This window comes from Pseudomonas sp. Pdm06, assembly GCF_014851795.1.
Lineage (GTDB): Bacteria > Pseudomonadota > Gammaproteobacteria > Pseudomonadales > Pseudomonadaceae > Aquipseudomonas > Aquipseudomonas fluorescens_AA.
Map to the genome: position 1 here is coordinate 144,217 of NZ_JACVAH010000013.1, position 22,872 is coordinate 167,088.

Annotated in this window: 23 protein-coding genes and 2 tRNA genes; 12 read left to right on the top strand and 13 right to left on the bottom strand. The window is 60.7% G+C overall.

Features of this window, described 5'->3' with window-relative positions; all coding sequences use genetic code 11:
* Positions 1-109 precede the first annotated feature (109 nt).
* The gene (gene dinB, locus IB266_RS20950; RefSeq protein WP_072409558.1) at positions 110-1,171 is read right to left on the bottom strand and encodes a DNA polymerase IV; all 1,062 of its coding nucleotides are present in this window, start codon (positions 1,169-1,171) and stop codon (positions 110-112) included.
* 282 nt (positions 1,172-1,453) lie between these two features.
* Here dinB and IB266_RS20955 point away from each other — a divergent pair.
* The 4 genes from IB266_RS20955 (at position 1,454) to IB266_RS20970 (ending at position 5,924) form a co-directional block, all read left to right on the top strand.
* Positions 1,454-1,530, top strand: a tRNA-Met gene (locus IB266_RS20955).
* Between the two features lie 232 nt (positions 1,531-1,762).
* A tRNA-Met gene (locus IB266_RS20960) sits at positions 1,763-1,839 on the top strand.
* Positions 1,840-1,992: 153 nt separating this feature from the next.
* On the top strand, positions 1,993-4,635 hold the full coding sequence (mprF, locus tag IB266_RS20965; protein ID WP_192262287.1) for a bifunctional lysylphosphatidylglycerol flippase/synthetase MprF: 2,643 nt from the start codon (positions 1,993-1,995) through the stop codon (positions 4,633-4,635).
* A complete protein-coding gene (locus IB266_RS20970) occupies positions 4,635-5,924 on the top strand; it encodes a virulence factor family protein (RefSeq protein ID WP_060738938.1) in 1,290 nt (429 codons plus the stop codon). Before mprF ends, IB266_RS20970 begins: the two co-directional genes overlap by 1 nt.
* Positions 5,925-6,282: 358 nt before the next feature.
* Here the strand turns inward: IB266_RS20970 and IB266_RS20975 are convergent, their stop codons facing one another.
* The gene (locus tag IB266_RS20975) at positions 6,283-8,184 is read right to left on the bottom strand and encodes a potassium transporter Kup (RefSeq protein ID WP_192262288.1); all 1,902 of its coding nucleotides are present in this window, start codon (positions 8,182-8,184) and stop codon (positions 6,283-6,285) included.
* 275 nt (positions 8,185-8,459) lie between these two features.
* On the opposite strand from IB266_RS20975, the gene rimO reads away from it, so the two are divergent.
* The 5 genes from rimO (at position 8,460) to tsaA (ending at position 12,651) form a co-directional block, all read left to right on the top strand.
* Positions 8,460-9,800, top strand: a complete 1,341-nt coding sequence (gene rimO, locus IB266_RS20980; RefSeq protein ID WP_003198379.1) for a 30S ribosomal protein S12 methylthiotransferase RimO — start codon at positions 8,460-8,462, stop codon at positions 9,798-9,800.
* 237 nt (positions 9,801-10,037) lie between these two features.
* Positions 10,038-10,511 (top strand): GNAT family N-acetyltransferase, encoded by a 474-nt coding sequence (locus IB266_RS20985; RefSeq protein WP_122565408.1) that lies wholly within the window; start codon positions 10,038-10,040, stop codon positions 10,509-10,511.
* Positions 10,512-10,594: 83 nt separating this feature from the next.
* Positions 10,595-11,305: an rRNA pseudouridine synthase gene (locus IB266_RS20990; RefSeq protein WP_103311297.1), complete on the top strand. Its 711-nt coding sequence runs from the start codon at positions 10,595-10,597 to the stop codon at positions 11,303-11,305.
* 59 nt (positions 11,306-11,364) lie between these two features.
* Complete coding sequence (locus IB266_RS20995) at positions 11,365-11,826, top strand: DUF1456 family protein (protein ID WP_053182473.1); 462 nt, start codon at positions 11,365-11,367, stop codon at positions 11,824-11,826.
* A 126-nt stretch (positions 11,827-11,952) separates the two neighbouring features.
* On the top strand, positions 11,953-12,651 hold the full coding sequence (gene tsaA, locus IB266_RS21000; RefSeq protein WP_192262289.1) for a tRNA (N6-threonylcarbamoyladenosine(37)-N6)-methyltransferase TrmO: 699 nt from the start codon (positions 11,953-11,955) through the stop codon (positions 12,649-12,651).
* A gap of 189 nt (positions 12,652-12,840) precedes the next feature.
* On the opposite strand, the gene fpr is transcribed toward tsaA, so the two are convergent.
* Positions 12,841-13,620 (bottom strand): ferredoxin-NADP reductase, encoded by a 780-nt coding sequence (fpr, locus tag IB266_RS21005; RefSeq protein WP_003184787.1) that lies wholly within the window; start codon positions 13,618-13,620, stop codon positions 12,841-12,843.
* A gap of 121 nt (positions 13,621-13,741) precedes the next feature.
* Between fpr and IB266_RS21010 the strand changes: the two genes are divergently transcribed.
* Complete coding sequence (locus tag IB266_RS21010; protein ID WP_024617637.1) at positions 13,742-14,668, top strand: LysR family transcriptional regulator; 927 nt, start codon at positions 13,742-13,744, stop codon at positions 14,666-14,668.
* 4 nt (positions 14,669-14,672) lie between these two features.
* On the opposite strand, the gene IB266_RS21015 is transcribed toward IB266_RS21010, so the two are convergent.
* The 3 genes from IB266_RS21015 to IB266_RS21025 all read right to left on the bottom strand — a co-directional run bounded on the left by IB266_RS21015 (position 14,673) and on the right by IB266_RS21025 (position 16,719).
* Positions 14,673-15,035 carry a diacylglycerol kinase gene (locus tag IB266_RS21015; protein WP_053118952.1) on the bottom strand — a complete coding sequence of 121 codons (363 nt, stop codon included), beginning with the start codon at positions 15,033-15,035 and terminating at the stop codon, positions 14,673-14,675.
* Positions 15,036-15,107: 72 nt separating this feature from the next.
* Positions 15,108-15,761: a response regulator transcription factor ErdR gene (gene erdR / locus IB266_RS21020; protein WP_192262290.1), complete on the bottom strand. Its 654-nt coding sequence runs from the start codon at positions 15,759-15,761 to the stop codon at positions 15,108-15,110.
* A 211-nt stretch (positions 15,762-15,972) separates the two neighbouring features.
* Positions 15,973-16,719, bottom strand: a complete 747-nt coding sequence (locus IB266_RS21025) for a tRNA-uridine aminocarboxypropyltransferase (protein ID WP_192262291.1) — start codon at positions 16,717-16,719, stop codon at positions 15,973-15,975.
* Positions 16,720-16,903: 184 nt separating this feature from the next.
* Between IB266_RS21025 and IB266_RS21030 the strand changes: the two genes are divergently transcribed.
* The gene (locus IB266_RS21030) at positions 16,904-17,326 is read left to right on the top strand and encodes a quorum-sensing-regulated virulence factor family protein (protein ID WP_003198359.1); all 423 of its coding nucleotides are present in this window, start codon (positions 16,904-16,906) and stop codon (positions 17,324-17,326) included.
* On the opposite strand, the gene IB266_RS21035 is transcribed toward IB266_RS21030, so the two are convergent.
* Entirely contained in the window at positions 17,327-17,521 is a 195-nt protein-coding gene (locus tag IB266_RS21035; protein WP_003198357.1) for a hypothetical protein, read from the bottom strand.
* A gap of 454 nt (positions 17,522-17,975) precedes the next feature.
* Here IB266_RS21035 and IB266_RS21040 point away from each other — a divergent pair, with 454 nt between their 5' ends.
* Positions 17,976-19,094: a TIGR00730 family Rossman fold protein gene (locus tag IB266_RS21040; protein WP_192262292.1), complete on the top strand. Its 1,119-nt coding sequence runs from the start codon at positions 17,976-17,978 to the stop codon at positions 19,092-19,094.
* 46 nt (positions 19,095-19,140) lie between these two features.
* On the opposite strand, the gene recX is transcribed toward IB266_RS21040, so the two are convergent.
* From recX to IB266_RS21070, 6 genes are all read right to left on the bottom strand, one after another.
* Positions 19,141-19,608, bottom strand: coding sequence for a recombination regulator RecX (gene recX, locus IB266_RS21045; protein WP_053118941.1), 468 nt, complete (start codon positions 19,606-19,608; stop codon positions 19,141-19,143).
* Between the two features lie 8 nt (positions 19,609-19,616).
* The gene (recA, locus tag IB266_RS21050) at positions 19,617-20,669 is read right to left on the bottom strand and encodes a recombinase RecA (protein WP_003198351.1); all 1,053 of its coding nucleotides are present in this window, start codon (positions 20,667-20,669) and stop codon (positions 19,617-19,619) included.
* An 83-nt stretch (positions 20,670-20,752) separates the two neighbouring features.
* Entirely contained in the window at positions 20,753-21,253 is a 501-nt protein-coding gene (locus tag IB266_RS21055) for a CinA family protein (RefSeq protein WP_103308739.1), read from the bottom strand.
* Positions 21,254-21,324: 71 nt separating this feature from the next.
* The gene (locus IB266_RS21060; RefSeq protein ID WP_192262293.1) at positions 21,325-21,861 is read right to left on the bottom strand and encodes a lysis system i-spanin subunit Rz; all 537 of its coding nucleotides are present in this window, start codon (positions 21,859-21,861) and stop codon (positions 21,325-21,327) included.
* A complete protein-coding gene (locus IB266_RS21065; protein WP_192262294.1) occupies positions 21,843-22,406 on the bottom strand; it encodes a glycoside hydrolase family 19 protein in 564 nt (187 codons plus the stop codon). The genes IB266_RS21060 and IB266_RS21065 overlap by 19 nt, the downstream gene beginning before the upstream one ends.
* Before the next feature lie 24 nt (positions 22,407-22,430).
* Positions 22,431-22,868 carry a phage tail assembly chaperone gene (locus IB266_RS21070; RefSeq protein WP_192262295.1) on the bottom strand — a complete coding sequence of 146 codons (438 nt, stop codon included), beginning with the start codon at positions 22,866-22,868 and terminating at the stop codon, positions 22,431-22,433.
* Between the last annotated feature and the right edge of the window lie 4 nt (positions 22,869-22,872).

Sequence of the window (22,872 nt, forward strand, 5' to 3'; positions counted from 1 at the left end):
AAGGCTTGCCCGCGAAGACGTTCTCAAGGACGCTATCGCGAGCAAGCTTTGCTCCCAAAGGATTCCCTTGCCACAAGGACCGCGCCAAACAGGACACTCATCGTCAGTCTCACCGCTCGAACAACTCCAACTGCTCGAACCCTCCCCGCAAATCTTCCAGCCGCACCCCGATCCCCAACAACCGCACCGGCTTACCGCCCCGGTTGAACGCCTGGGTCAGCAGCAACTGGTAACTGCCCAGGTCCCGCCCTGCCCCGGCCTGCTCCAGTGTGGTCTGGGTGAAGTCGTGGAACTTCACTTTGACGAACGGCTTGCCCGGTCGATAGCTGCTGTCGATCCTCGCCATGCGTCCTTTGAGGGTTTCCATCAGTTCCGGCAGTTTGTCGAGACAACTCACCAGGTCGGGCAAGTCGACATCGTAGGTATTTTCGACGCTGATGGACTGCCGTCGACTGTCGTTGTGCACCAGACGCTCATCGATCCCACGGGCCAGGCTCCAGAGCCGCTCACCGAAACTGCCGAATTCGCGCACCAGCGCCAGCTTGTCCCATTGACGCAATTGCAGGCAATCGACGATACCAAGCCGGTTCAGCTTCTCGGCGGTGACCTTGCCTACACCGTGGAGCTTGCTGACCGGCAGGGCCGAGACAAAGTCCTCGACCTGGTCCGGGGTGATGACGAACAATCCGTTGGGCTTTTTCCAGTCACTGGCGATCTTGGCCAGGAACTTGTTCGGCGCGACGCCGGCGGACACGGTGATGTGCAACTGGTTGGAAACACGTCGGCGAATGTCCTGGGCGATGCGGGTGGCGCTGCCGCCGAAATGAGCACTGGCAGAGACGTCGAGGTAGGCCTCGTCCAGGGACAGCGGCTCGATCAGGTCGGTGTAATCGCTGAAAATCGTATGAATTTCCTTCGACGCTTCCCGATAGGCCTCCATTCGTGGCTTGACGATGGTGAGGTCCGGACAGAGCTTCAAGGCGTGGCCGGAAGACATGGCCGAGCGCACGCCGTAGGCCCGCGCTTCGTAGTTGCAGGTGGCAATCACCCCCCGCCGATCCGCCGAGCCCCCCACCGCCATGGGCTTGCCGGCCAGCCGCGGATCATCGCGCATCTCGATAGCGGCATAGAAACAGTCACAGTCGACATGGATGATTTTACGTTGCGTCATAGAAGAACAGGGCGTGGGACGAATCGGGCCACCAGTATCGCACCGGCACCTGTATATAGCACCAGTAGTTTGAAAGATCCTTCGTGGGACTTCGAAAACGCCTACACAAATTTACTTCTTCAATCGCAACGCTCCCTCCAATAGAGCCTCAGCCCTTGCCAGGCCTGCGTCACAGCGCTGTCACAATGCCCACACGCAAGGCTAAGCGCTTGAAGCGGAACAGTTTTTTGTGACGCTAGGGTTGACAGCGGCTCGATCCTCTGTAGAATGCCGCCACACAGACGCGGGATGGAGCAGTCTGGTAGCTCGTCGGGCTCATAACCCGAAGGTCGTCGGTTCAAATCCGGCTCCCGCAACCAAACATCAAAAAAGGCTACTCGAAAGAGTGGCCTTTTTTGTGCGTGCTCGTTTTTTGACCACACGATCAGAGACACGCTGCCTGCGACCCTCTACGCACTGCAAGTTGTAGGACAATTTCCCTTTGATTCCGCGCATTTAGGAAGGCAAGGGACGGATCGGCCGTTTATTTGACCCCGGCGTCTTTTATCGGTTGACACTCGGGCGTTCGCCTGTAGAATGCCGCCACACAGACGCGGGATGGAGCAGTCTGGTAGCTCGTCGGGCTCATAACCCGAAGGTCGTCGGTTCAAATCCGGCTCCCGCAACCAAATACCAAGAAAGGCTACTCGAAAGAGTGGCCTTTTTTGTGTCTGGCGAAAAAAGCTCTACATTACAAAGATTTTGTAATTATTTTCCTTCGCGGGGATTGGTAACTTGGCTGGATACCCCCATCCTGTCGCGCATAGCTCAAGAGGTGATTGATGCGCGCCCACTCGTCTGACCCGCAAGACTCCGTTACCGCGACACACCCAATCAAAGCCGAGCGACTGCGCTGGCTGGATCGGATCAGTCAGTACCGCCAGCCCATTGGCCTCGCGGTCACGCTGCTGCTGTTTGCGATTGCATTGATTGCCTGCCGCCATCTGCTGAGCGAGCTCGATCTATACGCTCTGCACGACTCGATTCTTGAAGTGCCCCGGCCTGCCCTGCTTGGTGCGATCGCCGCCACGGTCGCCGGCTTCATCATTCTTTTGGGCTATGAATGGTCCGCCAGCCGTTACGCCGGTGTGACGCTGCCGCCACAAACCATGGTCCTGGGCGGGTTCACCGCGTTCGCCATCGGTAATGCCATTGGCCTGTCACTGCTGTCGGGCGGTTCGGTTCGCTACCGTCTGTATGCGCGCCATGGCCTGGGGGCATCGGATGTCGCCCATATGACGCTGTTCGCCAGCCTGTCCCTGGGCTGCGCGTTGCCGCCGTTGGCGGCCCTGGCGACACTCAGCAACCTGCCCGCCGCGTCTGCCGCGCTGCACTTGCCTGCCGCTTTGCTGGGGGGCATTTCCGTGGCGGTGCTGCTGCTCACCAGCGTATTGGCCATCGGCATTTACCGCCGGCGCCTGCCGGAACAGCCGCATCGGGACAGCCTTCTGGTAAAGGCCGGGCGTCGCACGCTGCGCCTGCCGGGCCGACGCCTGACCTTCCTGCAACTGGTGATCACCGCGCTGGATGTCGCCGCGGCCGCCACCGTGTTGTATCTGTTGCTGCCCGAGGCGCCACCGTTCGGCGCCTTCCTGCTGGTGTACCTGCTGGCCCTGGCTGCCGGCGTGCTCAGCCATGTACCGGGCGGGGTCGGGGTGTTCGAGGCGATCCTGCTGGCCGCGTTTGCCGACAAACTCGGCGCCGCACCGCTGGCCGCCGCGCTGTTGCTGTATCGCTTGATCTACGTGCTGCTGCCGATGCTGGTGGCCTGCGTGTTGCTGTTGATCAACGAGGCGCAACGGCTGTTCCAGACGCGCCAGAGCCTGCGGGCGGCATCGGGTTTCGCCGCGCCGATCCTGGCGGTGCTGGTGTTTCTCTCCGGCGTGGTACTGCTGTTTTCCGGCGTGACACCGGAAATCGACACCCGCCTGGAGCACATCGGCTTCCTGATCCCCCATCGGCTGGTGGACGCTTCGCACTTCGGCGCCAGCCTGGTGGGCGTGTTGTGCCTGTTGCTCGCCCAAGGCCTGCGCCGTCGCCTGTCGGCCGCCTGGATGCTGACCACGGTTCTGCTCCTGGTGGGCGCCCTGCTCTCGCTGCTCAAGGGCTTCGACTGGGAAGAAGCCACGCTACTGACCCTGACAGCCGCCCTGCTGGCGGTATTCCGGCGCTCCTTTTATCGTCCGAGCCGCCTGACTGAACTGCCGTTTTCCCCGCTGTTCCTGATCGCCAGCCTCTGCGTGCTCGGCGCGTCGATCTGGCTTCTGCTGTTTGCCTATCAGGACGTGCCCTACAGCCACCAACTGTGGTGGCAGTTCACCCTCGATGCCGACGCCCCTCGCGGCCTGCGCTCGCTACTGGGCGCCGCGGTGCTGCTGGTGGTGGTGTCCCTGACCTGGCTGCTGCGCACCGCGCGTCCGGTGATCCATCTGCCGACGGCAGAGGAACTGGAGCGGGCCAAGACGATTCTCATGACCTCCTCGCAACCCGACGGCGGCCTGGCCCTGACCGGTGACAAGGCGCTGCTGTTCCACCCCAACGACGAGGCGTTCCTGATGTATGCCCGTCGTGGTCGCAGCCTGGTGGCGCTGTATGACCCGATTGGGCCGACCCAGCAACGGGCCGAAATGATCTGGCAGTTCCGCGACCTGTGCGACATCTACCATGCCCGTCCCGTGTTCTATCAGGTGCGCGCCGAAAACCTGCCGTACTACATGGACATCGGCCTGACGGCCATCAAGCTGGGCGAGGAAGCACGGGTCGACCTCAAGCGTTTCGATCTCGAAGCCAAGGGCAAAGAGATGAAGGACTTGCGCTACACCTGGAACCGCGGCACCCGTGACGGCCTGTCGCTGGAGATCCACGAACCGGGCCAGGCGCCGATGGATGAGCTCAAGGTCATCTCCGATGCCTGGCTGACTGGCAAGAACGTGCGGGAAAAAGGTTTCTCCCTGGGGCGTTTCAGCGATGACTACCTCAAGCATTTCCGCATCGCGGTGATTCGTTTCGAGGGCCGGCCGGTGGCGTTCGCCAACCTGTTGGAAACCCACAGCCACGAACTGGCCAGCCTCGACCTGATGCGCGCCCACCCCGAGGCGCCGAAACTGACCATGGAGTTCATGATGGTCGGCCTCATCCAACATTATAAAAACCATGACTACGCCCGCTTCAGCCTCGGCATGGTCCCGCTGTCGGGCCTGCAACCGCGGCGCGGCGCACCACTGACCCAGCGCCTGGGCTCGATGGTGTTCCGCCGTGGCGAGCAGCTCTATAACTTCCAGGGGCTGCGCCGCTTCAAAGACAAATTCCAGCCAAACTGGGAACCTCGTTACATGGCCGTGCCCGCCGGACTCGATCCGCTGGTGGCGCTGGCCGATACTGCCGCCCTGATTGCGGGCGGCCTGACTGGACTGGTGAAACGCTGATGATGCAACGCTCCTGGCGATACGTAGTGGCCGCCCTGCTGGTGCTGGCGGTGATTCTCGGTGGCGGTTACTGGTACTGGAACCGCCCGGCCCCGCAACCGACCCTGGAACAACTGGCGCCCGCCGATGGCGCAGCGCTGACCCGGGTCACCCCCGGCACCAAGGCACGTGCCCGGGTGCTGGTGGCAGTCAATGAAGACCAGAAGCTCAACGACACGCAATTGACGACCCTCAGCCGCAGCGGCTCGGCGCAGATCGTCCAGGTGATCCTGCCCAAGGACTGCATGTTGCAAGGGCGTGCCCTGCAGGCCGGCCTGAGAGAGCTCCAGGGCCCGGCCACGCTGGTCAGCGGCATCGGCCCTGGCGCCGTGCTGGCCTGGCGTTGGCTGGCTGAACAGAAGGACGACAAGGCCAAGGCCGTTTCAGTGGACCTGGCCCTGGAAAAACCCGGCTGCACCCATCTGCTGCCTAAAAAGGCAGCCCACGGCCATTGGCTGGTGGCTTGGAACGATAACCCTGACGACACCAGCGCCGGTTTCGTACGCGACCAATCGAATGCCGAGACCAGCATCAGCGACTACGACATCAACCTGCCGCAAGTGCTGAACAACGAACTGCGCAAGATCCTGGTGGGCACTGACAAGGCCAAGGGCGGCCTGAGCATCCCGGTAGTGGAAGTCCCGGCCAGCCAGACACGGGACACCGTCACCCTGTTTCTCTCCGGAGATGGCGGCTGGCGCGACCTGGACCGCGACGTGGCCGATGAAATGGCCAAGATCGGCTACCCGGTGGTCGGCATCGACACCCTGCGCTACTACTGGCAACACAAGAGTCCGGAGCAGAGCGCGGCGGACCTGACCGAGCTGATGCAGCACTACCGGCAGATCTGGGGCACCAAGCGCTTCATCCTGACCGGCTACTCCTTCGGCGCCGACGTGTTGCCGGCCATCTACAATCGCCTGCCGGCCACCGAACAACAGCGAGTCGATGCGATCATCCTGCTGGCCTTCGCCCGCACCGGCAGCTTCGAGATCGAAGTCGAAGGCTGGCTCGGCAACGCCGGCACCGAAGCCGCCACCGGCCCGGAAATGGCCAAGCTGCCAGCCGAGAAAGTGGTGTGCATCTACGGCGGTGAAGAAGCCGACGAAAGCGGCTGCACCGACAAGACCGCCGTTGGCGAAGCCATCAAGCTGCCTGGCGGCCATCACTTCGACGAAAACTACCCGGCCCTGGCCAAGCGCCTGATCGATGAGATCAACGAGCGGCAGAACAAGGTCGCCGAACAGTAAGTCGATACACGCCTGACAAAAAGCCCCGGCAGCCTCAAGGTTGCCGGGGCTTTTTTGTGCTCGACTGCCCCCCACTGTGGGAGCTAATACTGTTCATTCAAGAGAAATGATGGACCTGTGGCGAGGGAGCTTGCTCCCTCGCCACAGGCTTGTCGATTGCCTTAAGTGAACAGCATTACCCTGTGGGAGCGAGCTTGCTCGCGATGGCGGTGGCATGTTCAACATCTTTGCAAACTGACACTCCGCTATCGCGAGCAAGCTCGCTCCCACAGGGGCTTCATCCTGGCATCAGCTTCTGTGTCGCCCACAAAAAAGCCCCCGCCGCCGCAAGGCAACGAGGGCTTTTGTTTTCCTGATGCTACATCTCGACCTGCGTCCCCAGTTCAATCACCCGGTTCAACGGCAGATTGAAGAAACGAAGGTTGCCGTTGGCATTTTTCAACATGAAGGCGAACAGTATCTCGCGCCAGCGGGCCATGCCCTCAAGCTTGGAGGCGATGACGGTCTCGCGACTGAGAAAGTAGGTAGTGCGCATCGGACTGAAGTCCAGGTCATCGAGATGACAGAGCTTGAGCGCCTGCGGAACGTCCGGCTCGTCGGTGAAACCGAAGTGCAGGATGACCCGGAAGAACCCTTCGCCATAGGCATCGACCTCGAAGCGCCGCTGCGGTGGCACCCGGGGAATGTCTTCGTACACCACGGTCAGCAGCACCACCTGCTCATGCAGCACCTGGTTGTGCAATAAATTGTGCAACAGCGCGTGAGGCACAGCGTCCGAACGCGCGGTCAGGAACACGGCGGTGCCCTGGACCCGATGCGGCGGCTGCACACGGATGCTGCTGATGAAGATCGGCAGCGGCAGCGCCCCTTCATCCAGGCGCTCCACCAGCAATTGCTTGCCGCGTTTCCAGGTGGTCATCAGCACGAACAAGGCAATACCGGCGATGACCGGGAATGCACCGCCCTGAATGATTTTCGGCACGTTGGCGGCGAAGTACAGGCCGTCCACCAAAAGAAAACCGATTAGCAACGGAACAGCCAACAGCGGCGGCCACTTCCACAACAGCAGTATCACGGCGGACACCAGGATCGTGGTCATCAGCATCGTACCGGTCACGGCCACGCCGTAGGCCGAAGCCAGCGCGCCGGAAGATTCGAAACCCAGCACCAGCAGCACTACACCCACCATCAACGACCAGTTCACCGCACCGATGTAGATCTGGCCCTGCTCGGCGCTGGAGGTGTGCTGGATGTACATGCGCGGGATGTAACCGAGCTGGATCGCCTGGCGCGTCAGGGAGAACGCGCCGGAAATCACCGCTTGCGAGGCGATCACCGTGGCCAGGGTCGACAGGCCCACCAGCGGGAGCAGCGCCCAGCTCGGCGCCAGCAGATAAAACGGGTTGCGCGCCGCTTCCGGGTCGCCCAGCAACAACGCGCCCTGACCGAAGTAATTAAGCACCAGCGCCGGCAACACCAGAATGAACCAGGCACGGGCAATCGGTTTGCGGCCGAAATGGCCCATGTCGGCGTACAGCGCTTCGGCGCCGGTCAGCGCCAGTACCACGGCACCGAGGATCGCCACGCCCATGCCCGGGTGGACGATAAAAAAACGCACGGCCCAGACCGGGTTAACCGCCTGCAACACTTCCGGATGTTGGGCGATGCCGTACACGCCCAGGGCGCCAAGCACCAAGAACCAGGTCACCATGATCGGGCCAAACAGGGTGCCGATCCGTGCAGTGCCGTGGCGCTGGATCAGGAACAGCCCCACCAGCACCACCAGCGACAAGGGCACCACCCAGTGATCGATACCTTCGAACGCCAGGCCAAGGCCTTCAATGGCCGAGAGCACGGAGATCGCTGGCGTGATCATGCTGTCGCCGTAGAACAGCGCCGCGCCGATCAAGCCGCAGATCACCAGGAAGGTCCGCAGTCGCGCCCTTCCCGCCGCGGCTCGCCGCGCCAGGGCGGTGAGCGCCATGATCCCGCCCTCGCCCTGGTTGTCGGCGCGCAGCACGAACATCATGTACTTGATCGACACGACCCAGATCAGCGACCAGAAAATCAGCGACAGAATCCCCAGCACCCCATCGTGATTGACTGGCACGCCATAGGCACCGGAAAACACTTCCTTGAGGGTGTACAACGGGCTCGTACCGATGTCGCCATAAACCACTCCGACCGCCGCGACCAGCATGCTCAGCGGCTTCGCTGCCGAATGCTCGGCACCTGCCACCTGACTACTTGCATGACCCATCCAACACTCCCGTTTCCCAGACCTGGCTTCTTGAACGAAGCGCTATGTTTTGTTGCGGCAGCATGCGCTGTTTTACGTATTGTTACAGACGTTTTATTGACTGTAGCAATCGCCAGAACGCAAAGGCGCGAAGCATAGCGCAGCACTCGTCGCATTTCCCGGTATAAAGCTGGTCAAGTGCGTCGACCCTGGATAGAATTGCGCACTTTTTGATCAGAGGCGCGCCAGGCGCCCTGTCTCGGCAAGAGACGATCCCCCCTACACCGAGGTTAGACATGTCCACCACTACCGCGCCAGCCAATCCGAAGGTTGGCTTCGTATCCCTGGGTTGCCCGAAGGCTCTGGTCGACTCCGAGCGCATCCTGACCCAGCTGCGCATGGAAGGCTATGACGTCGTGTCCACGTACCAGGACGCCGACGTGGTCGTGGTCAACACCTGCGGCTTCATCGATTCGGCCAAGGCCGAGTCCCTGGAAGTGATCGGCGAAGCCATCAAGGAAAACGGCAAGGTCATCGTCACTGGCTGCATGGGTGTGGAAGAAGGCAACATCCGCAACGTGCACCCAAGCGTGCTGTCCGTGACCGGGCCGCAGCAGTACGAGCAGGTGGTCAACGCCGTGCATGACGTGGTGCCACCGCGCCAGGACCACAACCCGCTGATCGACCTGGTGCCGCCACAAGGCATCAAGCTGACTCCGCGCCACTACGCCTACCTGAAGATTTCCGAAGGCTGCAACCACAGCTGCAGTTTCTGCATCATCCCGTCGATGCGCGGCAAGCTGGTGAGCCGTCCGGTGGGCGATGTGCTCGACGAGGCCCAGCGCCTGGTCAAGGCCGGCGTCAAGGAACTGCTGGTGATCTCCCAGGACACCAGCGCCTATGGCGTCGACGTGAAATACCGCACCGGCTTCTGGAATGGCGCGCCGGTGAAAACCCGCATGACCGAACTGTGCGAAGCCCTCAGCACCCTTGGCGTCTGGGTCCGCCTGCATTACGTTTACCCGTATCCGCATGTCGACGAACTGATCCCGCTGATGGCGGCCGGCAAGATCCTGCCGTACCTGGACATCCCGTTCCAGCACGCCAGCCCGAAAGTCCTCAAGGCCATGAAGCGCCCGGCTTTCGAAGACAAGACCCTGGCCCGCATCAAGAACTGGCGCGAAATCTGCCCGGACCTGATCATCCGCTCGACCTTCATCGTCGGCTTCCCCGGCGAAACCGAAGAAGACTTCCAGTACCTCTTGGACTGGCTGACCGAAGCCCAGCTCGACCGCGTTGGTTGCTTCCAGTATTCCCCTGTGGAAGGCGCACCGGCCAACGACCTGGACCTGGACGTGGTGCCGGACGACGTCAAGCAGGACCGTTGGGAACGCTTCATGGCGCACCAACAGGCCATCAGCTCGGCGCGCCTGCAAATGCGCATCGGCCGTGAAATCGAAGTGCTGGTGGATGAAGTGGACGAGCAAGGTGCCGTGGGCCGCTGCTTCTTCGACGCGCCGGAAATCGACGGCAACGTCTTCATCGACAACGGCAGCAACCTCAAGCCAGGGGACAAGGTCTGGTGCAAGGTGACCGACGCCGATGAATATGACTTGTGGGCTGAGCAGATCGGTTGATCTGCCGCGCTTTACAGGCTGCTGCAATACCTGTGGGAGCCGAGCTTGCTCGCGATAGCGGTGCATCAATCAGCATGAATGTTGGCTGACACGACGCTATCGCGAGCAAGCTCGGCTCCCACAAGTTCTTTCATCGCCGAAAAATTGAAAAGCCTCGCCATCCTCACAGGATGCGGGGCTTTTTTACGGCTATCGTATGGAGAAACCCAGCACATCCAGCACAAGGAACAGGCGGACATGCGCCAGCATTCGGTCATCCATACACCGAAACCGAGCGATTACCAGGAACTGACCCAGGTTTGGGAAGCCTCGGTGCGGGCCACCCATGAGTTTCTGCCCGACAGCTACATCGAACTGCTGAAAAACCTGGTGCTCACCCGTTACCTGGATGCGGTGATGCTCATTTGCACCCGGGACGCACGCCAGCGGATCACCGGTTTCGCCGGTGTCGCGGCTGGCAAGGTCGAGATGCTCTTCATCGACCCGCAACACCGTGGCCAGGGCCTGGGCAAGCTGTTGCTGCGCTATGCCATGGAACACCTGAACGCCGATCAACTGGACGTCAACGAACAGAACCCGCAAGCCTTGGGCTTTTACCTCAAGCAAGGCTTCGAAGTGGTCGGGCGCTCGGCAAAAGATGGCATGAACCAGCCCTACCCTCTGCTGCACATGCGCTACAAGCAGCCCGACCTGAAGGCCGGACGCGGCTAAAAGCTGCATGAGGCAAATGGACCCGCGATTAACCGGCCCCAGGCAGGTACAATGCCCACCCTCTTTTTGTTACGGCCCCCGTCATGACTGACCCGATTCGTCTCTCCAAACGCCTCATCGAACTCGTCGGCTGTTCCCGTCGCGAGGCTGAGCTGTTCATCGAGGGCGGCTGGGTCACCGTGGATGGCGAAGTGATCGACGAGCCGCAGTTCAAGGTAACGACCCAGAAGGTCGAACTCGACGCCGAGGCCAAGGCCACCGCGCCGGAGCCGGTGACACTCCTGCTGAACGTCCCGGCCGGCATGGACGCAGACACCGCGATGGCCTCCCTCGGCCCGCAGACCCTGAGCGAAGAACATCGCTTCGGCAAGCGGCCGCTCAAGGGCCATTTCCTGCGCCTGACCGCCAGTGCCGACCTGCAAGCCAACGCCAGCGGGCTGCTGGTGTTCACCCAGGATTGGAAAATTTTGCGAAAGCTTACCGCCGACGCCGCCAAGATCGAGCAGGAATACGTGGTGGAAGTCGAAGGCGACATGGTCGCCCATGGCCTCAATCGCCTGAACCATGGCTTGACCTACAAGGGCAAGGAGCTGCCGGCGGTCAAGGCCAGCTGGCAGAACGAGAACCGCCTGCGCTTTGCCATGAAAAACCCGCAGCCCGGCGTGATCGCTCTGTTCTGCCAGGCGGTCGGGCTCAAGGTCGTCGCCATTCGCCGCATCCGCATCGGCGGCGTGTCCATCGGCAAGGTGCCGCTGGGCCAGTGGCGCTACCTGTCTGCGAAAGAGAAATTCTAATTTTTTCCGGCGCCGCACCGAACGCGCGCGCCCACTGCCGATTGATCAGGACTGCACACATGATTCACAACGACGTACTGCGCAGCGTGCGCTACATGCTCGACATCAGCGACAAGAAAGTCATCGAGATCATCAAGCTGGGCGGCCTGGACGTCTCCCTGGCGGATCTGGCGGGCTACCTCAAGAAAGACGAGGAAGAAGGCTTCGTGTTCTGCCCTGACGAGGTCATGGCGCATTTTCTCGATGGCCTGGTGATCTTCAAGCGTGGCAAGGACGAAAGCCGTCCGCCGCAGCCGATCGAAGTGCCGGTGACCAACAACATCATCCTCAAGAAACTGCGGGTGGCCTTCGAGCTGAAGGAAGACGACATGCACGCCATCCTCAAGGCCGCCGAGTTCCCGGTGTCCAAGCCGGAACTGAGCGCGCTGTTCCGCAAGTTCGGCCATACCAACTACCGCCCGTGCGGCGACCAATTACTGCGCAACTTCCTCAAGGGCCTGACGCTGCGCGTTCGCGGCTGACTTTGAAGAACCGCTGAATCCTGGGGGCTTTTGTGGCGAGGGAGCTTGCTCCCTCGCCACAGAGAACAGTGCCAACCCCGCCCCTCGCGTTATGATGCCCTTTCAACCTCGCCTCGATCCCATCCCATGACCTACAGCGTCTCTCCCATCGGCTTCGTCCGCTCCTGCTTCAAGGAGAAGTTCGCCATCCCCCGCCAACCGCAACTGGCTCCGGCCGCACGCGGTGTGCTGGAGCTGGTGGCGCCGTTCGACCAGGGCGAGGCGGTGCAAGGCCTGGAGCAGGTCAGCCATGTCTGGCTGCTGTTCCTGTTCCACCAGGCCCTGGAGGACAAGCCACGCTTGAAAGTGCGACCGCCACGCCTGGGCGGCAACAAGTCCATGGGCGTGTTCGCCACCCGCGCCACCCATCGCCCCAACGGCATTGGCCAGTCGGTCGTGAAGCTGGAACGGGTCGAAGCCGGGCGCCTGTGGCTCTCGGGTATCGATTTGCTGGACGGCACGCCGGTGCTCGACATCAAGCCCTACGTGCCCTACGCCGACATCATCGACTCGGCCTCCAACAGCATCGCCAGCGCCGCGCCTGAGTTGATTGCGGTGCAATGGGCGGACACCGCCCTGGTTCAAGCACACGAGCACGCCACGCGCCTGGAAGAGCCGTTGGTGGAGCTGATCGAACAATGCCTGGCCCAAGACCCACGCCCGGCGTACCAGATGCCCACAGCCGAACGGGAATATGGTGCGCAGTTCTGGGATGTGGACGTTCGTTGGCATTACCCGCAACCGGGGGTGATCCGGGTATTGGAAGTCGTTCCTGCCGTTAAATAAAACCCGGGAACGAAAAAGCCCGCGCGGCCTTTATCAGGCGGCGCGGGCTTTTTTATGCTGTGTCAGTTAGACCGAGTCGCTGCCATCGCGAGCGAGCTCGCTCCCACACTGGGTCTGTTGTGAACAGAGAATCTGTGTTCAATGAACATCCCTTGCTCGCGATGGCGATCTATCAGCCACCACAACAGCTTACTTCTCTACAAACGCCCGCTCGATCAGGTAGTCACCCGGCTCGCGCATACGCGGCGAAACGGTCAGGCCGAAGCTGTTGAGCACTTCACTGGTCTCGTCGAGCATGCTCGGGCTGCCGCACAGCATGGCGCGATCGTCCTGGGGGTTGATCGGTGGCAGGCCGATGTCGCGGAACAGCTTGCCACTGCGCATCAGGTCGGTCAGGCGGCCTTCGTTCTCGAACGGCTCGCGCGTCACAGTCGGGTAGTAGATCAGCTTGTCACGCAGGGCTTCGCCGAAGAACTCGTTCTGCGGCAAGTGCTCGGTGATGAATTCGCGGTAAGCGACTTCATTGACGTAACGCACGCCGTGGCACAGGATCACTTTTTCGAAACGCTCGTAGGTTTCCGGATCCTGGATGACGCTCATGAACGGCGCCAGGCCGGTACCGGTGCTGAGCAGGTACAAATGCTTGCCAGGCTTGAGATCGTCCAGCACCAGGGTGCCGGTGGGTTTCTTGCTGATGATGATCTCGTCGCCTTCCTTCAGGTGCTGCAACTGGGAAGTCAGCGGACCATCGGGCACCTTGATGCTGAAGAATTCGAGATGCTCTTCCCAGTTCGGGCTGGCAATCGAGTAAGCGCGCATAAGCGGGCGGCCGTTGGGCTGTTGCAGGCCGATCATCACGAACTGACCGTTCTCGAAGCGCAGGCCCGGATCGCGGGTGCACTTGAAGCTGAACAGAGTGTCGTTCCAGTGATGAACACTGAGGACACGCTCGTGGTTCATGTTGCTCATGTACGGGGACTCCTGGGAATGATGCCTGCGCCGATAATCTGCGCAATTGCATCGCATTCTAATGGCGGCGACAATATCTGTTAAATGGATTATTAAGATAAGGGTTATCGGTTATATCGATATGCGATTTACTCTACGTCAACTTCAAGTCTTCGTCGCCGTCGCCCAGCAAGAAAGCGTGTCTCGCGCTGCGGGCCAACTCAACCTGTCGCAGTCGGCGGCCAGCACCTCCATCACCGAACTGGAGCGGCAATCGAGCTGCCAGCTGTTCGACCGTGCCGGCAAACGCCTGAGCCTCAATGCCCTGGGCAAACAGCTGCTGCCCCAGGCAGTGGCGTTGCTGGACCAGGCCAAGGAGATCGAAGACCTGCTCAATGGCAAGTCCGGTTTCGGCTCACTGGCGGTCGGCGCGACGCTGACCATCGGCAATTACCTGGCGACCTTGTTGATCGGCGGGTTCATGCAGCGCCATCCGGAAAGCCAGGTGAAGCTGCATGTGCAGAACACTGCCAATATCGTGCACCAGGTTGCCCACTATGAAATTGATCTGGGTCTAATCGAAGGCGACTGCAGCCATCCGGACATCGAAGTGCAAAGCTGGGTCGAGGACGAACTGGTGGTGTTCTGCGCCCCTCAACACCCGCTGGCCAAACGCGGCCAGGCGACCATGGAGGAATTGACCCATGAAGCCTGGATTCTGCGGGAACAGGGTTCGGGCACACGACTGACTTTCGACCAGGCCATGCGCCACCACCGCAGCGCGTTGAACATCCGCCTGGAGCTGGAACACACCGAAGCGATCAAGCGCGCCGTTGAATCCGGCCTGGGCATTGGCTGCATCTCACGCCTGGCCCTGCGGGATGCCTTCCGCCGCGGCAGCCTCGTCGCGGTGGAAACACCGGACATGGACCTGGCGCGGCAGTTCTATTTCATCTGGCATAAACAGAAGTACCAGACCTCCGCCATGCGCGAATTTCTCGAATTGTGCCGGGCGTTCACCGCCGGGGCCCAGCGCAGCGACGAAATCGTGCTACCGGCCATTGCCTGAGCCGTTACAGCAGGATCAGGCCCCACACCAACGCGATCATCGTCAGGGCGACGAACTGGGCAGCGCTGCCCATGTCCTTGGCGTTTTTCGACAATGGGTGCAGCTCCAGGGAGATGCGGTCGATGGCCGCTTCCACCGCCGAGTTGAGCAATTCCACGATCAATGCCAGCAGGCACACGGCAATCAGCAGCGCCTGTTCGACACGGCTGACGTTCAGGAAGAACGACAACGGAATCAGCACGACGTTGAGCAGTACCAACTGACGGAAAGCCGCTTCGCCGACAAAAGCCGCGCGCAGCCCGTCCAAGGAATAGCCGGAGGCGTTGAGGATGCGTTTCAGGCCGGTCTGGCCTTTAAAAGGTGACATAGAGTGAGCAACTGATCGAAAAGGAGTGGAGAAACTAATTCAAACCCGGTCAAAAAAGCGTGAACCCGAACACTAAGCCGGCGGCGAAATTGACTCAAGTTGTTGCAGCAGCAAGGCCGCCTGGGTCCGGGTGCGTACGTTCAGTTTACGGAAGATCGCCGTGACGTGGGCCTTGATAGTGGCCTCCGACACGTTCAATTCATAGGCAATCTGCTTGTTCAGCAGGCCTTCGCAGACCATGGTCAACACCCGAAACTGCTGCGGCGTGAGGCTGGCCAGGCCCGCGCTGGCGGCCTTGGCTTCTTCGGACACGCTCACGGCCTCAAACGCCTGGGGCGGCCAGCAGACATCGCCGTCCAGGACCGCCTTCACGGCCTTTTGAATCATTTCAAGGGAGCTGGACTTGGGGATGAAGCCACTGGCGCCGAACTCCCGGGCCTTGACCATCACTGACGCTTCTTCCTGGGCCGAGACCATGACCACGGGGATCTGCGGGTATTGGCCGCGCAACAGCACCAGTCCTGAAAAACCATAGGCACCGGGCATGTTCAGATCCAGCAGCACCAGGTCCCAATCGGACTTCGCCGTCAACTGGACCTCCAGTTCGGCGATACTGGCCACCTCCGTCAATCGGACATCCGGGCCAAGGCCCAGGGTCACCGCCTGATGCAACGCGCTGCGAAAGAGCGGGTGGTCATCGGCAATCAGGATTTCGTATGTGGCCATTTTTCAAATGATCCTGTTTTTAATGGCAGGCCCGAAGCATTCGCGCCTCGCCAAGACAACTCAAGACACCACCCTGCGGTGGCATCCACAGGGCACGTGCAACGCCAAACATGACGTTTCAACACGGGCGGCGCCCTGGTCGGCGCCAAGCATGCCCAGCGAAGCCGGGGTGGTCAAGCAGCACGGCCGCCCCTGAGTCCAGTATGGGCCACTATTGAGCCAATACTGTGTGCGGCGTACGAATGAAGGGTTGCAACTCGGCATGGGCCGGGGTCGACACGTTGACCTCCTGCTGGCCCTTGGCGCCCAGGTAATGCTGGCTGAACACATCGAAATAGGCATCCAGGGCCGACGCGGCATCGCTGTCCCCCGCCAACTCCAGACACAACGCCGCCACTTCCGCAGTGCACAGGTGCTCGCTGCGGGTCGAACGACGCAAGCGGTAGCGCGACAGTTTGTCGGGCAGCAGGCTCAGGATCGGCAGCCGGTCGAAATACGGGCTCTTACGGAAAATCTTCCGCGCCTCCGTCCAGGTCGCGTCCAGCAGAATGAACAACGGGCGCTTGGACTGATCGAGGTCCACCGTGTGGGTGACCCGCGATGGCTCGACGTATTCACCCGGAAACACCAGGTACGGCTGCCATTGCGGATCGTTCAGCAACGCCAGCAGTTGCTCATCGACCTCGGTGCGCGACCAGATGAAGGCATGGTTGTCGCGCACCACATCGGCGATCAGCCAACCGGTGTTGCTCGGCTTGAACACTTCCTTGTTGGTCATGATCAGGCAGACCCCGGAACGGGTTTCGACGCTCGGACGCCAGGCGCACAGGCAATGGCTCTCGATCACCCGACAGGCGCTGCAACGGGGGGCGCGCCAGCCTCGGGCCTGGATCGGCCTGATCCCTTCATCGATGCGCTGGTCGCGCAGGCGGGCTACGGCGTTAGGGGCGTGATTCATCGTGGGCGACGCCGACAGACAGGAAAACTCGACACGAACAACACTCGGCAGGGCAATAAAGGCCGGCAGTCTACCAGAGCGCACGAGCCTGTACCGTCCACCCGGGCTCCCCTATAATCCCCGGCCACTGAACGCACAGTCATGTGATCGGTCGAACCACCAGTCACTGAACCAGGAGAGTTTCATGCTGCGCCTTATCGTCCCTACCGTTGCCGTTCTGCTGGCGACGTCCTTCAGCGCTCAGGCTGCCTCGCTGAAAGAACTCGAACTGAACAAGATGCTGCAGAACGTTGCCAAGGAAAGTAGCGTCGGTACGCCGCGGGCGATCAACGAAGACATTCTCGACCAGGGGTATACCGTCGAAGGCACCGAGCTGATCAACCACCTCAGCGTGCAAAGCAGCCATGCCCAGAAAATGCGTGCCGATCCGAAGGCCGTGTATTTCCAGCTGGGCTCCACGGTGTGCACCAATCCGGGCTTTCGCAAGTTGATGGCCAAGGGCGCGACAATGCGCTACGAATTCACCGAGGTTAAGACCAACCGCCCGGTCGCGACCGAGCGCTTCCAGGAATCGGATTGCCCGAAACCCGCCAAGACGAAGAAGTAATCAACCCGAGCTTGCGCGCCGTTGCTCATCGTCGGCGCGCAACTCCGCTACCAGCGCCTGCAGGTAGCGCGAGCGCCATGCCCGCCCTCCCAGTCGACGACAGCATTCCTCCTCAAGACTCACCCGATTGGCCTGCGCCGATTCCAACAGCATCAAGTACAACTGCCTGTCGAGCTCCAGAGTCACCCTGGTCATCTCTCCCGCCTCCATGCCCGTCCGCTTCAATCCATCACCTAGCACCAGCCCTGAGCGCCAAATTGCATTGGCACGCTTGTTATCAGTAAATCAGAGCGGCACACACCCGGCCGGCAATCTGACGAGCGGTGCGATATTGCGGTGCACTTATCCAGCGGTTGCCAACGGTCACTTTTGAGCGCCATGATCAGGACAGCAAAGATCGGCTAGATTCAGAAGTATTCTGAGTATTTGCATCGGGCAGAAAGAGGCTGCCCGACCAACACCTTGGCGTGCTTGTTTTCATCAAAAGGGAAAAACAGAACCCGCTGGATGGCTTGGTCGCCGTGCTGCAGACCGCGTCAAGCCAGGTCAACCGCCAGGCCTCTGCCTGGGCTGACGACGACACACGAGGTGTCGTGGCCCTGATGAATCTCTCATCCGGGCCAGGGTCCTGTTAAGAAGGAGAAGTTGAATGCCTTATAAACCGAATGACCTGCTCAGTCGTCATTTTGAGAACCACGGCCACGACCTCACCCGCAAGGTCGAAGAACAACTCAACCTGGTGTCTCCCAACAGCCCCAACCTCCCCATTTACCGTGACATGATCCTGACTGTGCTGCGCATGGCCCAGGAAGATCACAACCGCTGGAATGCCAAGATCACGCTGCAGGCCCTGAGGGAACTGGAACACGCCTTCCGTACGCTCGAACAATTCAAGGGCCGGCGCAAGGTCACGGTTTTCGGCTCGGCCCGAACGCCTATCGAACATCCGCTGTACGGACTGGCCCGAGAGTTGGGCGCTTCGCTGGCCCGCTCGGACATGATGGTCATCACCGGTGCCGGCGGTGGCATCATGGCCGCTGCCCATGAAGGCGCGGGGCGTGACCATAGCCTCGGATTCAATATCACCCTGCCTTTCGAACAGCACGCAAACCCGACCGTCGAAGGCACGTCGAACCTGCTGCCGTTCCACTTCTTCTTCACCCGCAAGCTGTTTTTCGTCAAGGAGGCCGATGCACTGGTGCTCTGCCCTGGCGGTTTCGGCACGCTGGATGAGGCGCTGGAAGTCCTGACGCTGGTCCAGACCGGTAAAAGCCCACTGGTACCGGTGGTCCTGCTGGATGTTCCCGGGGGCAAGTTCTGGCAAAGCGCCCTGGACTTTATCCGCGAGCAGCTGGAAGAAAATCGCTACATCCTGCCCACCGACATGAAGCTCATGCGCCTGGTGTACAACGCCGAAGAGGCCGTGGAGGAGATCAATCAGTTCTACCGCAACTTCCACTCCAGTCGCTGGCTCAAGCATCAGTTCGTGATCCGCATGAATCACAAGCTAAGCGAACAGGCACTGCAGCAGATGCAGGTAGATTTCGCCGACCTGTGCCTGAACGACTGTTTTCATCAACATGACTACAGCGGTGAAGAGCACGACGAGGCCCGGTTCAGTCACCTGACACGCCTGACGTTTACCTTCAACGCCCGCAATCATGGTCGTTTGAGGGAGTTGGTAGACTACATCAACCTGCCGGAAAACTGGGCCCAACCCGCCCCAAAGACCCATCCCCTTACCTGGGAGCCGATCAAGGTAACCTGAGCCCATAAAAAAACGGCCCGCTATCGAAATAGCGGGCCGTTTTTATTTAATCATCCATGCCGCGACCGCTGAACAAGCGGTTGATCATTTCCATGGAGTAGCCTCGGTACGCCAGGAAACGCCCTTGCTTGGCTCGCTCTCGTGCATCGATGGGCAAATGTCCGGAGAACTTGCGACGCCAGGTGTCCGTCAGTTGCTCCTGCCAATCGATACCGCTTTCGCGCAAGGCGAGTTCGATATCCGGGCGCTGCAAACCGCGCTGGCCCAGTTCCTCACGAATGCGCAAAGGACCGTAGCCGGAGCGCGCGCGATAAGCGACGAAGCTTTCCAGGTAACGGGACTCCGACAGCAGGCCCTCTTCAGTCAAACGGTCGAGGGCCGTGTCGATCAATTCATCGGGCGCGCCGCGCTGACGCAGTTTACGCGTCAGCTCGACCCGACCGTGCTCGCGCCTGGCGAGCAGGTCCATCGCGGTTCGCCGCACCGCGACGAGGGTATCGAGTACGGCGGTCATCGGATCGATCAGATGTCAGCGTCAGCCAGATCGTCAGCGGTCTCGCGATTAGCCACGGACTTGACGTCTGCAACCGGGCTCAACAGCTTGTCACGCAGTTGCTTCTCGAGAGCAGCGGCGACTTCCGGGTTATCCGCCAGGAACTTGGCCGAGTTGGCCTTGCCCTGACCGATCTTGGTGCCGTTGTAGGCATACCAGGCGCCCGACTTCTCGACGAAACCGTGCAACACACCCAGGTCGATCATCTCGCCATTGAGGTAGATGCCCTTGCCGTAAAGAATCTGGAACTCGGCCTGACGGAACGGCGAAGCCACCTTGTTCTTCACGACCTTGACGCGGGTTTCGCTACCGACAACCTCATCACCTTCTTTCACCGCGCCAGTACGGCGGATGTCGAGGCGAACCGAGGCGTAGAACTTCAGTGCGTTACCACCGGTGGTGGTTTCCGGGCTGCCGAACATCACGCCGATCTTCATACGGATCTGGTTGATGAAGATCACCAGGCAGTTGGCGTTCTTGATGTTACCGGTGATCTTGCGCAGGGCCTGGGACATCAGACGAGCCTGGAGGCCCACGTGCATGTCGCCCATTTCACCTTCGATTTCAGCCTTTGGCACCAGTGCCGCCACGGAGTCGACGATGATCACGTCGACCGCGTTGGAACGCACCAGCATGTCGGTGATTTCCAGGGCCTGCTCGCCGGTGTCCGGCTGGGAAACCAGCAGGTCGTCGACATTGACGCCCAGTTTGCCGGCGTATTCCGGGTCCAGGGCGTGTTCGGCGTCGACGAAGGCGCAAGTCGCGCCGGCTTTTTGGGCCTGGGCGATCACGGACAGGGTCAGTGTGGTTTTACCGGAAGACTCAGGACCGTAGATTTCAACGATTCGGCCTTTTGGCAGACCGCCGATGCCAAGCGCAATGTCCAGGCCCAGGGAGCCGGTGGAGATGGAAGGAATAGCCTGACGGTCCTGATCGCCCATACGCATTACGGCACCCTTGCCGAATTGACGTTCGATCTGACCCAAGGCCGCAGCCAAGGCTTTCTTCTTGTTGTCGTCCATTAAAGTCCTCACGTAATCAATAAGGCCTGACGGCCAACACCTGTATAAGTAGCCAGTATTATTCCACAGCGATTGAGGATCGCCTACCCCTGATTTGAGATTTCTACAGCGGCATGTTGCAGCAGCCCCTCTAGCGCGGCCTTCACCGTTTGTCGGCGGACCTCGTCGCGGTTGCCTGCAAAGAAGCGCTGCTCGCTGATCAACGTCTGGCCGACGGCCCAGGCGAGCCACACGGTGCCCACCGGTTTGCTCGGCGAGCCCCCATCTGGCCCCGCCACCCCGCTGACCGCCACGGCAAAACGCGCCAGGCTTTTGCGCTGGGCGCCTTGTGCCATGGCCTCGACCACCTCGCGGCTGACCGCCCCGACCTTCTCGAACAACTGGGCCGGCACCTCCAGTTGCTGGCTTTTCTGGCGATTGGAATAGGTGACATAACCGGCCTCGAACCAGGCGGAACTCCCCGGAATCCGGGTAATCGCCTCGGCAATCCCGCCGCCCGTACAGGACTCGGCCGTGGTGACGTGGGCATTGAGCAACTGCAGGCGTCTGCCCAATTCAGCGGCCAGTTCGGTAATGTCGTCCATGGTGCTCTCCTGATTCCCCACGATTGAGACCTACCGTACACGAGCAGGCGACGCTTGCAAGGCTCGCCGGATTACCGACCCAGCGCTCTGATATAGGCCTGACAGGCCTGCAAGGCAATCAGTCCGCGATCACCGGCGTCGGTGATGGCGATAATTCGTTGAGCATGCGCCGGGTCAAGTCGGGCGCGTGGGGCGCCATGATCCAGGCCGCCGGCGCCGGTGGCGGCAGACACTGCACAACCGGCGGCAACATCGTTGGCGTCGAGGAGGACTGACAGCCGGACATCGGCAGTAGCAAGGCGATCGCGCAGGCGATCCTGGTCACGTTGGGCATCGCTCAAGGCTCGGTAATGGGTTTGTTCGCTGGTGGAGAGTTGTTGCTCAAGGGCGAGGCGTTTGTCCCGCTCGGCCTTTTGCTGCATCGCGGCCGCCTGGCTTATCTGACTCAACGTCGCAGTCTGGGCTTGTGCCAATTGCGCCAATTGTTGGCCATAACGCCAATCCTGGAGTCGCCACGCGAGCATTGCCGGACCACCCGCCAACACTGTCAGTAAAACGACAATGCCAAGGGTGCGAGCAGAAAAAGGCATCAGGCCGAAGACTGGCATAACACCGCCCTCGCCCGCGCCCAGAGTTGCAGGCGCTCCTCCAAGCCATTCAAACCACCGTTGATACGGCGGGTGATGGTGTTGAATTGATCGCGGTCGGCCAGTTCGTTCAAGCCGTTCTGCTCCCAGAACCACGCCGCGGACTCAGCGGCCCATTGCGGTTGCTCCAGCAACTGCGGCAACGTCAGCAGACGCGCGTCGCCAAACAGGCCCTGACTGCAACGAAGGTAATTGTCGCGGCCGGTAATCTGGATCAGTCCTCGGCCACGATATTTCTGGCCGTCACCGTCGGCCTGGGGTGAGTTGCCCAGGCGAACGGCCAGGGTTCCGGTATCGTACTTGCTCAGATATTGCTCACTGCCCAGCTCGCGGACATAACGCAATTGCCCCGACTCATGACCGACCTGGGCCAGGAACGCGGCCATGCGTTTGGGTGTGTCGATACGATAGCGGGACATCGCGGTGTTTAGCGCGGAAATAAAAACGCCCGCTTGGGCGCGGGCGTCGGGCATGATGTTGATGAGTTGCTGCTGCGTAAGATCCATGTTCAGGTCATCGCAAGTGCATGATCAAAGATGTCCGGCCAGCCAGGACGGCGCAACCGGACGATGTTCAGTGGCTGGAAAGTGCTCATCCTGTGGCCAATCCCTCAAAGCCCGGCGATAAGCCTGAAGCTGCGTGTACTGTGTTTGGTCCAGCGTCGTACCGCCACCGTCATCCATTTCGTCGCGATCTCTCGCTATGAGGCGGTCGGTTGCTGTGAGCAATGCATCACGCCAATTCTTTTCACTGGTCGCTCGTACCGTGAGCTCATTAACGGACATATCCGAGAGCACCGGACGACCTTTGGCGTCCGACTCGATACATTTGTTCAGAAAGGGTGCGGCAAATAACGCTCTATATTCTTCATCGGTGATCTTGATCGCGTCTTCAGGAAGATTGTTAGCGTGATCGATAGAGTTGTAAAACCCGCCCGTGGATTGAGCGTAATAAATCAACATATTCATCTCC